At 65.0% G+C, this 12,637-nt stretch carries 16 protein-coding genes; 7 read left to right on the forward strand and 9 right to left on the reverse strand.

What is annotated here, in order from left to right; all coding sequences use genetic code 11:
- Window positions 1-242 precede the first annotated feature (242 nt).
- From QRQ56_RS31840 to QRQ56_RS31850, 3 genes are all read left to right on the forward strand, one after another.
- The gene (locus QRQ56_RS31840) at window positions 243-449 is read left to right on the forward strand and encodes a YdcH family protein (RefSeq protein ID WP_008131174.1); all 207 of its coding nucleotides are present in this window, start codon (window positions 243-245) and stop codon (window positions 447-449) included.
- A gap of 109 nt (window positions 450-558) precedes the next feature.
- Window positions 559-774: a hypothetical protein gene (locus QRQ56_RS31845; protein WP_438745329.1), complete on the forward strand. Its 216-nt coding sequence runs from the start codon at window positions 559-561 to the stop codon at window positions 772-774.
- A 101-nt stretch (window positions 775-875) separates the two neighbouring features.
- Entirely contained in the window at window positions 876-1,127 is a 252-nt protein-coding gene (locus QRQ56_RS31850) for a hypothetical protein (RefSeq protein WP_438745331.1), read from the forward strand.
- Window positions 1,128-1,129: 2 nt separating this feature from the next.
- Here QRQ56_RS31850 and QRQ56_RS31855 read toward each other — a convergent pair whose 3' ends face one another.
- Window positions 1,130-1,852 carry a GGDEF domain-containing protein gene (locus QRQ56_RS31855; RefSeq protein WP_438745332.1) on the reverse strand — a complete coding sequence of 241 codons (723 nt, stop codon included), beginning with the start codon at window positions 1,850-1,852 and terminating at the stop codon, window positions 1,130-1,132.
- 141 nt (window positions 1,853-1,993) lie between these two features.
- On the opposite strand from QRQ56_RS31855, the gene purE reads away from it, so the two are divergent.
- Window positions 1,994-2,482, forward strand: coding sequence for a 5-(carboxyamino)imidazole ribonucleotide mutase (gene purE, locus QRQ56_RS31860; RefSeq protein WP_438745333.1), 489 nt, complete (start codon window positions 1,994-1,996; stop codon window positions 2,480-2,482).
- A complete protein-coding gene (locus tag QRQ56_RS31865; protein ID WP_438745334.1) occupies window positions 2,479-3,585 on the forward strand; it encodes a 5-(carboxyamino)imidazole ribonucleotide synthase in 1,107 nt (368 codons plus the stop codon). The genes purE and QRQ56_RS31865 overlap by 4 nt, the downstream gene beginning before the upstream one ends.
- 50 nt (window positions 3,586-3,635) lie before the next feature.
- On the opposite strand, the gene aqpZ is transcribed toward QRQ56_RS31865, so the two are convergent.
- Window positions 3,636-4,358 (reverse strand): aquaporin Z, encoded by a 723-nt coding sequence (aqpZ, locus tag QRQ56_RS31870; protein ID WP_438745335.1) that lies wholly within the window; start codon window positions 4,356-4,358, stop codon window positions 3,636-3,638.
- Window positions 4,359-4,621: 263 nt separating this feature from the next.
- Here aqpZ and rpsU point away from each other — a divergent pair, with 263 nt between their 5' ends.
- Together rpsU and QRQ56_RS31880 are read left to right on the forward strand one after the other, a co-directional pair.
- Window positions 4,622-4,918, forward strand: coding sequence for a 30S ribosomal protein S21 (rpsU, locus tag QRQ56_RS31875; RefSeq protein ID WP_014492442.1), 297 nt, complete (start codon window positions 4,622-4,624; stop codon window positions 4,916-4,918).
- 274 nt (window positions 4,919-5,192) lie between these two features.
- Entirely contained in the window at window positions 5,193-5,867 is a 675-nt protein-coding gene (locus QRQ56_RS31880; protein ID WP_438745336.1) for a tetratricopeptide repeat protein, read from the forward strand.
- A gap of 21 nt (window positions 5,868-5,888) precedes the next feature.
- Here the strand turns inward: QRQ56_RS31880 and QRQ56_RS31885 are convergent, their stop codons facing one another.
- The 7 genes from QRQ56_RS31885 to QRQ56_RS31915 all read right to left on the reverse strand — a co-directional run bounded on the left by QRQ56_RS31885 (window position 5,889) and on the right by QRQ56_RS31915 (window position 12,634).
- Window positions 5,889-6,848 (reverse strand): hypothetical protein, encoded by a 960-nt coding sequence (locus tag QRQ56_RS31885; RefSeq protein WP_438745337.1) that lies wholly within the window; start codon window positions 6,846-6,848, stop codon window positions 5,889-5,891.
- Between the two features lie 93 nt (window positions 6,849-6,941).
- On the reverse strand, window positions 6,942-7,226 hold the full coding sequence (locus tag QRQ56_RS31890; protein WP_438745338.1) for a cupin domain-containing protein: 285 nt from the start codon (window positions 7,224-7,226) through the stop codon (window positions 6,942-6,944).
- A gap of 58 nt (window positions 7,227-7,284) precedes the next feature.
- Window positions 7,285-8,382, reverse strand: a complete 1,098-nt coding sequence (locus QRQ56_RS31895; protein ID WP_438745340.1) for a calcium:proton antiporter — start codon at window positions 8,380-8,382, stop codon at window positions 7,285-7,287.
- Window positions 8,383-8,431: 49 nt separating this feature from the next.
- The gene (locus QRQ56_RS31900) at window positions 8,432-9,766 is read right to left on the reverse strand and encodes a sodium:proton antiporter (RefSeq protein ID WP_438745405.1); all 1,335 of its coding nucleotides are present in this window, start codon (window positions 9,764-9,766) and stop codon (window positions 8,432-8,434) included.
- Window positions 9,767-9,863: 97 nt separating this feature from the next.
- Complete coding sequence (locus QRQ56_RS31905; protein ID WP_438745406.1) at window positions 9,864-10,661, reverse strand: alpha/beta hydrolase; 798 nt, start codon at window positions 10,659-10,661, stop codon at window positions 9,864-9,866.
- Between the two features lie 219 nt (window positions 10,662-10,880).
- Window positions 10,881-12,278 carry an NAD(P)(+) transhydrogenase (Re/Si-specific) subunit beta gene (locus QRQ56_RS31910; RefSeq protein ID WP_438745341.1) on the reverse strand — a complete coding sequence of 466 codons (1,398 nt, stop codon included), beginning with the start codon at window positions 12,276-12,278 and terminating at the stop codon, window positions 10,881-10,883.
- 38 nt (window positions 12,279-12,316) lie between these two features.
- Window positions 12,317-12,634, reverse strand: a complete 318-nt coding sequence (locus tag QRQ56_RS31915) for a proton-translocating transhydrogenase family protein (RefSeq protein WP_024337650.1) — start codon at window positions 12,632-12,634, stop codon at window positions 12,317-12,319.
- Between the last annotated feature and the right edge of the window lie 3 nt (window positions 12,635-12,637).

Below are 12,637 nucleotides of genomic sequence, written 5' to 3' on the forward strand. Positions count from 1 at the left end.
CGTCGCAGTGTCATTTTTGAAATTTCATATGTAACGAAGCGTGAGTAAAGGAACCACGCGGGAAAAATCCATGATATCAATGCGCTTGCGTGGCACTTCGGCGATCCGCAGAAATATGTTGCTGGAGATCGGCGAGCGAGGGTCGCAGATCGCTTGCGATCACGCCGCGCAAGGACGATAATTTCCACAGGGCATCCACAGCCTTAGAGTCTCACGCCTATCGGTTTTCGGCCACCGCAGACATGACCAATGAAGACGAGCGTGAACTCGAATCCGAGCTCACCCGGTTGCAGCAGGAACACCGAGATCTCGATGCGGCGATCGATGCACTGCATCAATCGCCCGCCCCCGACCTGTTGCGGTTGCAGCGGCTGAAGAAGCGCAAGCTGTTGTTGCGCGACCGCATCGCGTTCATCGAAGATCAGATCACCCCGGACATCATCGCCTGATCCACAGGCCCGGCGCGCGGCCCCGCGATGCCGGATCGAATCCGCTTGACTCCAAAAGAACAAAATAAGAACATCCGGGTGTCCCCTACGAGACGCCGAGGAAACGCAGATGTCGACAGCCGCCCTTCTCGACAACAGCCATTATGAACAGGCCTGCGACCAGGCCATTGCGATGTGCGACGGCAATCTGCGGAGCACGATCAAGGCGTTGATCATGGCCAATGAATATCTGGAAGCCGAGCTCGAGGAATTGCACGCGGCGATCTCCGCCGGCTGCATCCCGGAGACGTCGCGCAGCAGGGCGCGGAGCAACAGCGCCGCCTGAGTTCGAGAGCGCGATGAGATCGCACTGTTATTTCAAGGCATGATCCTGTCGATGCTGACGCGGCCCTTCGTTTCCGGATCATGCTCCATCGGAGCAACGCCATGTCAGACGTGACCTATTACGTTGCAATGCCCTTCTTGATCGACGCCGACGGCTCGCCTGTCGCCGGCGCCGCGGAAGAATGCCAGAGTTCGACGGCCGCGTTACGGCGCGCCGAAATGCTGGCGCATGGTGCCGGCCACATCGGCGCGGTCGCGTTCAGCCGCAGCGGCGATCCCATGACCGGCGAGTTCGGCGACGCCACGCTGCTGCGCAAGTTCGGCAACGTGCCGGACGATCTGGCGACGCTGTAGGATCAGCTGCTGACAAGCCTGATCCGCGGCTCGTGCCGCCGATGCGCCTTGCGCACATACATGGCGGCATCGGCCTCCTCCAGCGCGCGGCCTGCATCGGAATGCGATCCCAGCAGCGCGACACCGGCGGATGCGCCCGCGGTCACGTGCTGGCCGCGAAACACGAAGGACAATTCGTCGACCGCCTGCTCGAAGATAGCCGCCTTCGCCTTGGCATCGGTCTCGCTGAGATTCCACAGCAGCATCGCGAACTCGTCACCTCCGAGACGTCCGACGACGTCGGAGGCGCGGATCTGCCGCGTCAGCGTGGCTGCAATCGCCTTCAGCACCTCATCGCCGGCGCCGTGACCGAACGAATCGTTGATCGGCTTGAGGCGGTCGACATCGAGCACGATCAGGGCCCCGCTGGCGCGGTAGCGCTTCATGTAGGCAATGGCGCGCGCGAGCTCGCGCTCGAAGCCGCGCCGGTTTGGAATCTCGAGCAGGAAATCGGTGTCGGCCGCGGCTTCCAGTTCCGCGACCCGGCGCTGCGCCTCCTTGAGCCTGGCCCGCAGGTCCCGGATCGTCGCCTTGGCGTCCCTGGCTGCGCCGTCGCCCGACGCGCCCCGCCGCGGCGGCTTCGCGGCAGGCTTGGTCTGTCGTCTGGAGACGGCTTTGGACCGGCCGGCGCTGGTTTTCCGGCCCTTTTTGGCCTTCGCAGCGCCTGCCCTTTTTGGTTTCTTCATGGGCATCCTGCTCAATGAAGGCTTGCGGGGATTCACCAAGACAGGATAGTGGATTTCCTTCTCCTTGCCACCGCCTTGCGAGCCGCCGGCCGGAACCGTTAATCTGGCCTATCCTTCTGTTTTTCGAGCACAATTATCGTCATGACCGCGCCGATCGCCATCATCATGGGAAGCCAGTCGGACTGGGACACGATGCGGCATGCCGCCGACACGCTTGCCGCGCTCGGCGTCGCCGCCGACACCCGCATCGTTTCGGCTCACCGCACCCCCGACCGGCTGTTTGCTTTCGCCAAGGGCGCCAAGGCCGCAGGTTACAAGGTCATCATCGCCGGAGCCGGAGGGGCCGCGCATCTGCCGGGCATGGCGGCGGCGCTGACCGAACTCCCGGTGTTCGGCGTTCCCGTCGAATCCAAGACGCTCAAGGGGCTCGATTCGCTCTATTCGATCGTCCAGATGCCCGCCGGCATCCCGGTCGGCACCCTCGCCATCGGCAAGGCCGGCGCGACCAATGCCGCCCTGCTGGCAGCGTCCGTCCTGGCCTTGTCCGACACGGCCCTGTCCGATCGCCTCGCCGCCTGGCGCAAGGCGCAGACCGAAGCCGTTGCCGAGCGTCCGGAGGACAAGGCGTGACTGACGCAAAGCAGGTCAAGCTGAAGCCTGGCGATACCATCGGAATCCTCGGCGGCGGACAATTGGGGCGGATGCTGGCGATGGCCGCGGCGCGGCTCGGCCTGCGCTGCCAGATCTTCTCGCCCGATCCGGACTCGCCGGCCTTCGATGTCGTCCTGAACGCGACCTGCGCCGAATATGCCGATGTCGAAGCGCTCGAACTGTTCGCCGGCGACGTCGACGTCATCACCTACGAATTCGAGAACGTTCCCTCGGCTGCCGCGATGGTGCTGGATGCCCGCCGTCCGGTGCTGCCCAATCGCAAGATCCTCGAGACCACCCAGGACCGGCTCGCCGAGAAGGATTTCGTCACCCGCCTCGGGATCGGTACCGCGGCCTATGCCGATGTCACCTCGGTAGCCTCGCTGCGCGAGGCGATCGTCAGGATCGGACTTCCGGCCGTGCTGAAGACCCGCCGCTTCGGCTATGACGGCAAGGGCCAGGCCATCATCCGCGAGGGTGACGACATCGCGAAAGTGTGGACCAGCCTCGCCACCAAATCGGCGATCCTGGAAGCCTTCATCCCCTACGAGCGCGAGATCTCCGTGATCGCCGCGCGCTCGGCCACGGGCCAGGTCGAGTGCTTCGACGTCACCGAGAACGAGCACCGCGACCACATTCTGAAAATATCCCGCGCGCCCGCCCCGATTCCCGATGCGCTCGCCGAGGAAGCGCGCAGCATCGCCGGCAAGATCGCAAGCGCGCTCGACTATGTCGGCGTGCTCGCCGTCGAGATGTTCGTGCTGGCGAACGGCACAGGGCCGAAAGTGCTGGTCAACGAGATCGCCCCGCGCGTGCACAATTCCGGCCATTGGACGCTCGACGGCGCGTCCGTCTCGCAGTTCGAGCAGCACATCCGCGCCATCGCCGGCTGGCCGCTCGGCAAGCCCGTGCGCCACGGCGAGGTCGTCACCATGACCAACCTGATCGGCGACGAGATCAACGATTACGAGAACTGGCTGAGCGTACCGGGCGCAACCGTGCACATCTACGGCAAGGGCGCGCCGCGCCCGGGCCGCAAGATGGGCCACGTCACCGAAGTCAGGCCGCCCAAAGGCAAGTGAACCGGGGCAAGTGAGGGAGCGCAGCAGACTGCGATCCCCCAGCCTTGCGATCAGGCCGTCTTCACGCCCGCGACGACGCCGGCCGGCTCCTCGCTGAGCCAGCGATAGATCACCCCACCCAGCGCGCCGCCGATCAGCGGTGCGACCCAGAACAGCCAAAGCTGCGCCGTTGCCCAGCCGCCGACGAACAGCGCGGGGCCCGTGCTGCGCGCCGGGTTCACCGACGTGTTGGTGACGGGAATGCTGACGAGATGGATCATCACCAGCGCGAGCCCGATCGCGAGCGGTGCGAAGCCCGCGGGCGCGCGGCCATGCGTGGCGCCCATGATGACGAACAGGAACATCATGGTCATCACGACCTCGGTGAGGAAGCACACGATCATGCTGTACTGGCCGGGCGAATGCGCATCATAGCCGTTGGATGCGAAGCCCTTGCCGACGTCGAACCCGGGAGCCCCGCTGGCTATGATGTAAAGCAACTCGGCGGCGACGATCGCACCGCAGACCTGTGCGATCACGTAAGGCAGGATCTGGCCGGCCGGAAAGCGGCCGCCTGCGGCAAGACCGACGGTGACGGCCGGGTTGAGATGGCAGCCCGAGATATGGCCGATCGCATAGGCCATGGTCACGACGCTCAAGCCGAAGGCCAGCGACACGCCGACGAGGCCGATTCCGACCTGCGGGAAGCCCGCCGCGATCACGGCACTGCCACAGCCTGCGAATGTGAGCCAGAAGGTGCCGATGGCCTCGGCGGCATATTTCTTCATATCCATGTGGCGTCTCCCCTGATTTTCCAGTTTTCGGCGCAAAGCGCCGGTCACGACCCGTCAAATGGCGCCAAACCACCCAAATCAGGGCCGCACAGGGGCATTTTCGCCGCATTTAATGGCTGAACTTGGCCCGAAAACCCGCCGCGCCGGTGGACATCCCGGGTTTTGTCTGATACATCGGCGCCCTCAAGGTTAAGGGCTTGCGCGTTTCGCCATCCCCTTCGTCTTACCAGAATTCAAATCCGGTCCACTGAAGAGGATGCCGCGTGCAGGTTCTCGTTCGCGATAACAATGTCGATCAAGCCCTCAAGGCGCTGAAGAAGAAGATGCAGCGCGAGGGTATTTTCCGCGAGATGAAGCTCCGCGGTCATTACGAGAAGCCCTCCGAGAAGAAGGCCCGCGAAAAGGCCGAAGCCGTGCGCCGTGCGCGCAAGCTGGCCCGCAAGAAGCTGCAGCGCGAAGGCCTGCTGCCGATGAAGCCGAAGCCGGTGTTCGGCGCCGGTCCCGGTGGTGATCGCGGCGGTCGCAGCGGCCCGGGTGCTGGTCCGCGCGGACCGCGCTAAGCTACCGGCTCCTGCGAGATTTCAGTTTTCGATAACGCGGGCCCTTGGCCCGCGTTATTGTTTGTGAGGGGTGCCCTTTCCGGGACGCGGCATTCCCGACGCGGCGCCGAAGCGCGATGAGATTAGGACGAATGATCATCGCTCTTTGGCTTGTTGTTCGAGCACGATCTGCGCGCAAATGCGTTCGGCGTTTGCAGCGCGGGAAACCGCTTCACACCATTCGCCAACGCGGCCCTTCGGGTCCGGATCATGCTCTAGCGCGAGCGAACCGTAGATGGCCTCCCCTTCCCCCGAGCGCGGCTTGGCGCGGCGACGCCGGAACTGGCGGCAGCCGTACGCGCTGGCCTTGATGGGAATGGCGCTGTGCGGCTGCTCATTCGATCTGGGATCGTTGACGCCGGAGAAGGATAAGCCGCAGGAAGCCCCCAGGGAGGCTGCCAAGGAAGCCGTCAAGGAAGCCGCGCCCGCCGAAAGCGCGGTGAGCGCCGCCAACGTCACCGAGGCTCAGGCTCACACCGCAAAGGCCCAATCCCTGGCGAAGTCGGGCGAGACCGCGGCCGCGCTCGACGAATTCAATCGCGCGGTCGGGCTCGATCCCTACAACGCCCAGGCGCTCTATGGCCGCGCGGTGATCTATCAGAGCAAGAACCAGCACGACTTCGCGATCGCCGATTTCAGCGCGGCAAACGGGCTCAATCCCCAGAAGGTCGAGCCGCTGCTCGGCCGTGCCACCAGCTATCTCGCGCTCGGCAAGGTCAAGGAAGCTGCAGCCGACATGGATGAGGCCTCCGAGGTCGATCCGCACAACGCACAGGTCTGGACCACCCGCGGACAGGCCTATGAGCGCCTCGGCGACAAGGCCAAGGCAGCGGCGTCCTACACCAGGGCTGTCTCGCTTCGTCCACGCGACGACGCCGCCCGCAGCGGCCTCGCCCGCGTCGGCGGCTGACGGTTCGGCGCAGGCGCCGGCTTAATCGGGGGTAGCGCCCTTCGGCAGAACCGAGTGGAACATCGACTTCATGCCCGACAAGACGTCGTCGGCGACATTGGTCTTCTTCGGCCGGGGCATGGAGGCGCCGGCGTCGGCCCGCAGATCGAGCGGCGGAGCGATCATCGGCACGGGAATGTCGGCCGGCGGCGTGATTCGATTCGGGTCGTCGCTGCCGACCGAGGCCGTGTAGGACGGCGACGAACCGCCATTGCCATATGTCTCGGCCGAGGGCGTCGACACCGTGATCGGCGGCGGCAACGGACGGATCCCTGCGGGCTCCGTCGTGACGACGCGCGGTGCCTCGGGGACGCGGGTGGCTTCGCGCACCGCAGGATCCGGGGTCCGATCGGCCTGCTTGGTTTCGGCAGCCTTGGCTTCCGCAGCCTTGGCTTCAGCGGCTTTGGCCTCAGCAGCTTTGGTTTCGGCGGCCTTTTCAGCAGCCTTGCCCTCAGGCGACTTGCGAAGACGCTCGATGGCGGCCCGCGCCAGATCGTTGGCGTCGGGGGTCACAGCGGGCGACGTACCGGCCGGCGCGGAATTGGCTTCCACCACCGGGGCGGTGGCTGTCGGGGTCGACTTCGCGGCGGCCTTCTCGCGCGCCGCTGGGCGGCCGTGCGCGGGGGTCTCGGCGGGCGCAACGTCCTCAGCTTTGGTCTCGGAAGGCTTGGTCTCGGAAGACTTGGTCTCGGAAGGCTTGGTCTCAGCCTTGTCCGCCACGCTCTTCTCAGAGATTCCCTTGGCCTTGACGCCGGGGGCGGGAAGGTTGGCGGTGTCGGTCGGCTTGGCGTCCTTGCCTGCCTCGGCGGGCGCAACGACGGCCGCGGGGGTGTCCGGCGCCGGCTTGGCGTTGATGTAGTGGTTAACGATGTAGGCCCCGATGATCGTTGCGAGCACCGAGGGGAAAATATCCATCGAGATTTTAGCGAGGTATTTCAGCATTTCTCGGCCACTCCCCGCGCGATCAGATGCGGGAACTTTGGGGCATTGTAAGGGATCAACTGCGACGGATCGATGGCAAAGGTACCCTGCGCACTACGGCTTCAGCTCGATCTCAAGGAACACGATCTCGGTTGAGGTTTCGTTAAGTACGTCGTGTTGGACGCCGGCCTTGCGGAAGTAGGATTTGCCGGCCGCGAGCTGCGCCTTGGACCGCTCGCCGTTGGGCGCCACGATGGTCATCTCGCCGGCGGCGACGGGAACAATCACATAGTCCATGCCGTGGGTATGGTGGCCGGTGGCGCTGCCCGGACCGAGCCGCCATTCGGTCACCCGGACCTGCTCGTTGTCGACCTGAATTTCGGATGTGGCGGCAAGCATCGGGAACTCTCCTGGGAAGCGATCCGGCCCCGAAGGGCCGCGTAAGCGCAAAGTCGGGTCAGGGCACGAAAACCATGAATACGTAGACGGCAAATACCACCATATGGACCAGCCCGAACAGGACGTTTGTTCTGCCCGTGCCGAAGGTCAGCATGCTCAGGAAGAAGGTCAGGAGCAAAAGCACGCTGCCCTGGGCGTTGAGGCCGAGCTCGAGTTCCTTGTCGAGGGCATAGGTGGCGATGCCGACGGCCGGGATGGTCAACCCGATGGTGGCGAGGGACGAGCCCAGCGCGAGATTGATGCTCTTCTGCAGGTCGTTCTTGCGCGCCGCCGAGACCGCCGCGACGCCTTCCGGCATCAGGATCAGGAGCGCGACCAGGAGGCCGGTAAAGGCCGGCGGCGCACCGATCCTGACCGCCACGGCATCGACCACCAGCGAGAACTTCTTGGCGAGCAGCACGACCGCCAGCAGCGCGATCAGCAGCAGCACGATGCTGAGCACCAGCATCCGGCCCGACAGGTGCGCCTCGCCGCTGCCGCCGTCCGCCCGCTCGTGAACGAAGTAATCCTTGTGCAGGACGGTCTGGGTGTAGAGGAACACCCCGTACAGCGCCAGCGTGACCACGTCGACGAAGCCGAGCTGAACCGACGAATAGACCGGTCCCGGCGTGGTGGTGGTGTAGTTCGGCATGATCAGCGTGATGGTCGCGAGGGCGAACAGGACGCTGAGATAGACGTTGGCGCCGGAGAGCTGGAAGCCCTGCTCGCGATAGCGCAGGCCGCCGATGAAGATGCAGAGCCCGACGAGGCCGTTGCAGACGATCATCACCACGGCAAAGACGGTGTCGCGCGCCAGTTCCGGCGCGGGCTTGTCGCCCAGCATGATCGTGGTGATCAGCGCCACCTCGATGATGGTCACCGAGAGCGTCAGGATCAGCGTGCCATAGGGTTCGCCGACCCGTTCGGCGATCACTTCGGCATGGTGAACCGCGGCGAACACCGTGCCGAACAGGATCACCAGCAGCACGGTCGCGAAAACGAGCCCGCTCAGCGAGAGCGTGAACACGTAGCCCGTCGCGCTGACGGCCGCGAACAACAGCACGGCCAGCGCCGGAAAGACCCAGGCCGACCGGGGCATCGAATTATGCGCGCTCATCCACCGGCTCCAATCATCCAGCCGAGCAGTAGCAAATCGGCCGGCAGATTCAATGCCAGCGCAGGATCGGTGCGACCGGCAGAAGCGTCAGCAACAGGAACAGCGGGATCAGGACGGCACCGGCACGCGCGAAATAGCCGAAGAAGCTCGGCATCCTGATGCCGTTCTCGCTGGCGATGCTGCTCACCATGAAGTTCGGCGCATTGCCGATATAGGTGAGCGCTCCCATGTAGACCGCGCCCATGGAGATGGACGCGAGCGTGCCAGACATCTCGTGCATCAGCGTTTGCGGATTGCCGCCGGCGAGTTCGAAGAACAGCAGATAGGTCGGCGCATTGTCGAGGAACGCCGACATCAGCCCGGTGAACCAGAAATAGGCCACCTCTCGCGGGGTACCGTCCGGTGCCGTCACGGCGGACAACAACCAGGCGAAGGCGCCGTGATGGCCGGCATTGAGCATGGCGATGACAGGAATGATGGCGACGAAGATACCCGCGAACAGCTTTGCGACCTCGCGGATCGGCTCCCAGGTGAAGCCATTGGCCTGCCTGTGCTCGTCCGGCGTCAGCCACACCGACAGGGCCGCGATCGCGAGCAGCGCCAAATTGCGGGCGAGGTCTTCGAGCTCCATCTTCGTGCCGAGAATGTCGAAGGCAATGCCGGGCTTCCACGCCGCCGAGGCCAGCAGGCTGCCGATGATGGCCGCGATCAGCACCAAATTGACGAGGCCGCGGATCCGCACCGGCTCCGGGGGGCCGTCCTCGCCCGGCACCGGCTCGCTGCGGAAACGCCAGACGTCGACGACAACGAAAATGGCGAGCAGCAACACGGCAACGATCGCGGTCTGCAGCCAGATGGTCCGCGTGGTCCAGAAGAAATCGATGCCATGCAGGAAGCCGACGAACAGCGGGGGATCGCCGAGCGGACTGAGCGCGCCGCCGACATTGGCGACGAGGATGATGAAAAACACCACGACATGGGCGTTGTGGCGCCGCGGCAGGTTGGCGCGGATCAGCGGCCGGATCAGGATCATGGCGGCGCCGGTCGTGCCGACGATGCTGGCCATGACGGTGCCGAGCGCGAGCATGCCGGCATTGGCCGCCGGCGTTCCCTTGATGCCGCCGGTGACGAGAATGCCGCCGGCCACGACATAGAGCGCGAACAGCAGCACGATGAAGCCGAGATACTCGGTGAGCAAGGCATGCACCAGCGCGGCGGCCGTCGCCATCGCGCCGGCGAGCCCGACCAGCGAGCCAAGGGCCAGCAGCGCCCACAATGCGGCGATCTTGCCGTAATGGTGATGCCAGAATTTCGGAAACAACAGCGGCCCGAGCGCGATCGAGAGCAAGAGGCCCGCGAAGGGCAGCGCGTGCGGCCAGCGCATCGCGGCGCCATCGAGTTCGGCCGCCGCCCAGGCTTGCTGCGGCAACAGTGCTGGAACCACGACGAGGGGCAAGCTCCAGCGCCGAGTGACAAGCCGTTTAGGATCCAATGAAGAGCCTCGCCGTTTCGATCGCGCCGAAGGAGTCGAGATCGTCGTGTCCGCCGCCCGCAAGGCGAACGAACTGCTTCGGTTCATGCGCGAGCGCGAACAGACGCTCCCCGAACACGATCGAAATGGCAAGGTCATTGGTGCCATGCATCACCAGGAGCGGCACAGTGACGCGCGCGATCCGTTCGTCGGAACGAAACTGGTCCCGCATCAGGAGGCGGACGGGAACGAAGCGGAACGCCGAGGCGGCAACGTCGGCCGTCGAGGTGTACGGCGCCTCCAGGATCATCTTGCCAACGGGGTGTTCGGAGGCAGTCGCGACCGCAACGCCCGTTCCGAGCGAAAAGCCCCAGGCGACGATCCGTTCCGCCGCATAGCGAGCCGTGGTGAAGGCATAGGCCGCCGCGGCATCGCGCAGCAGCCCCTCCTCGCTCGGCGCGCCGGTCGACCCCGCATAACCGCGATAGGACAGCGCGACGAGGCCGGTGCCGTCAGCCGTGATGCCTTTGAAGCGATCGACACGGCCTGCGAGAAAATCGCCATTGCCGGGAAAGAACAGGACGACGGAGTGGCCAGGCTTGGCCGGCACATGCCAGACGATGACCTTCTCGCCGTCCGAGGCGCTCAGGACATGCTCTTCCGCCCCGGGAAAGCCTGCGGCATCCGGCGCAGTACGGCCGACGGACGGAATTGGAAACAGCATCTCGCGCTGGCGCACATACAGCACGACCAGACCGGCGCAATAGACGGTTACAAGCAGAATGACGGTCCATTTGGCGATGGTGATCATGGCGCGGTCGGCCTCAGGTGCAAGCTCAGGGCTTGCGATGGCTCCGCAGCAATTTCATGACGTCGGGCCGGAGGCTCGCGGGTATGTCGCGACAGCCGCACGCCGCCTTGTGGGCGGCGTGCCATGCGACGCGCTGCTCGCGCGTCGCCTTGGGTGGCATGCGATGGGACCGGTGCCATTCTCTGTTGATGGCCACGGTCCGTTTCCTCGTTTGCGCTACATCGCCTTGACGATGTTCTCGGTGACCTTCTTGGCGTCGCCGAGCAGCATCATGGTGTTGTCGCGGTAGAACAGCGGATTGTCGATGCCGGCGTAGCCCGAGGCCAGCGAGCGCTTGATGAACATCACGGTGCCGGCCTTCCAGACCTGGAGCACGGGCATGCCGTAGATCGGCGAGGTCTTGTCCTCTTCGGCCGCCGGGTTGGTGACGTCGTTGGCGCCGATCACGAAGGCGATGTCGGCCTGCGCGAATTCGGAGTTGATGTCCTCGAGCTCGAACACCTCGTCATAGGGCACGTTGGCTTCCGCCAGCAGCACGTTCATGTGGCCGGGCATGCGGCCGGCGACCGGGTGAATGGCGTATTTCACCTCGACGCCTTCCTTCTTCAAGATGTCGCCCATTTCGCGCAGCGCATGCTGGGCCTGCGCCACCGCCATGCCGTAGCCGGGCACGATGATGACTTTCTGCGCGTTCTTCATGATGAAGGCCGCATCGTCCGCCGAGCCGAGCTTGGCCGGCTTCTGCTCGCCCGTGCCGCCGCCGGCCGCCGCGGTCTCGCCGCCGAAGCCGCCGAGGATGACCGAAATGAAGGACCGGTTCATCGCGTGGCACATGATGTAGGACAGGATCGCACCCGACGAGCCGACCAGCGCACCGGTGATGATCAGCGCTGAATTGCCCAGCGTGAAGCCGATGCCGGCCGCGGCCCAGCCGGAGTAGGAGTTCAGCATCGAGATCACGACCGGCATGTCGGCGCCGCCGATCGGGATGATCATGAGCACGCCGAGCGCCAGCGCCAGGATGGTGATCATCCAGAAATCGAACGCGCCGCCGGTGAGGACGAGGCGGACGACGAAGAACACCAGCGCCAGAGCGAGCGCGATGTTGATGATGTGGCGGGCAGGCAAGATGATCGGCGCGCCGCTCATCCGCGCGGACAGCTTCAGGAACGCGATCACCGAGCCGGTGAAGGTCAGCGCGCCGATGGCGACGCCGAGCGACATCTCGACCAGGCTCTGCGTGTGGATGTGGCCGGTCGTGCCGATGTCGAAGGCTTCGGGCGCGTAGAACGCACCGGCGGCGACCAGCACCGCGGCCATGCCGACCAGCGAGTGGAAGGCGGCGACCAGTTCCGGCATCGAGGTCATCGGCACGCGGCGGGCGATCACCGCGCCGATGCCGCCGCCGATCGCGACCGCGAGAATGACCAACACCCACGCCACGCCGTCAGCAGGCGGATGGCTTGCGAGCGTGGTGGCGACCGCGATCGCCATGCCGATCATGCCGAACAGATTACCCTGGCGCGACGAAGCCGGGCTCGACAGCCCTCGCAGCGACAGGATGAACAGCACTCCCGCCACGAGATACAAAAATGCAGAGAGGTTAGCGCTCATCTCAGGTCCCCATTATCCCTTCAGCCCGAGGTGGCCGCTTACTTCGACTTCTTCTTGTACATCGCCAGCATGCGCTGGGTGACAAGGAAGCCGCCAAAGATGTTGACGCAGGCAAAGATGAGCGCGACGAAGCCGAAGCCGCGCGCCCAACCCGAGCCGCTCGAAACCATGCCGACGCCGACCGCGAGCAGCGCGCCGACCACGATCACCGAGGAGATCGCGTTGGTCACGCTCATGAGCGGCGTGTGCAGGGCGGGGGTCACCGACCACACCACGAAATAGCCGACGAAAACGGCGAGGACGAAGATCGACAGCCGGAAGATGAAGGGGTCGACGACCTGTGCAGCATGCTCCATGGC

The sequence above is a fragment of the Bradyrhizobium sp. U531 genome (assembly GCF_051710265.1).
Taxonomy (GTDB): Bacteria; Pseudomonadota; Alphaproteobacteria; order Rhizobiales; family Xanthobacteraceae; genus Bradyrhizobium.

Coding starts and splice junctions, on each gene's coding strand:
- QRQ56_RS31840 (WP_008131174.1), top strand. CDS start 243: ATGACCAATGAAGACGAGCGTGAACTCGAATCCGAGCTCACCCGGTTG.
- QRQ56_RS31845 (WP_438745329.1), top strand. CDS start 559: ATGTCGACAGCCGCCCTTCTCGACAACAGCCATTATGAACAGGCCTGC.
- QRQ56_RS31850 (WP_438745331.1), top strand. CDS start 876: ATGTCAGACGTGACCTATTACGTTGCAATGCCCTTCTTGATCGACGCC.
- QRQ56_RS31855 (WP_438745332.1), bottom strand. CDS start 1,852: ATGAAGAAACCAAAAAGGGCAGGCGCTGCGAAGGCCAAAAAGGGCCGG.
- purE (WP_438745333.1), top strand. CDS start 1,994: ATGACCGCGCCGATCGCCATCATCATGGGAAGCCAGTCGGACTGGGAC.
- aqpZ (WP_438745335.1), bottom strand. CDS start 4,358: ATGGATATGAAGAAATATGCCGCCGAGGCCATCGGCACCTTCTGGCTC.
- QRQ56_RS31880 (WP_438745336.1), top strand. CDS start 5,193: ATGGCCTCCCCTTCCCCCGAGCGCGGCTTGGCGCGGCGACGCCGGAAC.
- QRQ56_RS31885 (WP_438745337.1), bottom strand. CDS start 6,848: ATGCTGAAATACCTCGCTAAAATCTCGATGGATATTTTCCCCTCGGTG.
- QRQ56_RS31890 (WP_438745338.1), bottom strand. CDS start 7,226: ATGCTTGCCGCCACATCCGAAATTCAGGTCGACAACGAGCAGGTCCGG.
- QRQ56_RS31895 (WP_438745340.1), bottom strand. CDS start 8,382: ATGAGCGCGCATAATTCGATGCCCCGGTCGGCCTGGGTCTTTCCGGCG.
- QRQ56_RS31900 (WP_438745405.1), bottom strand. CDS start 9,766: ATGCGCTGGCCGCACGCGCTGCCCTTCGCGGGCCTCTTGCTCTCGATC.
- QRQ56_RS31910 (WP_438745341.1), bottom strand. CDS start 12,278: ATGAGCGCTAACCTCTCTGCATTTTTGTATCTCGTGGCGGGAGTGCTG.
- QRQ56_RS31915 (WP_024337650.1), bottom strand. CDS start 12,634: ATGGAGCATGCTGCACAGGTCGTCGACCCCTTCATCTTCCGGCTGTCG.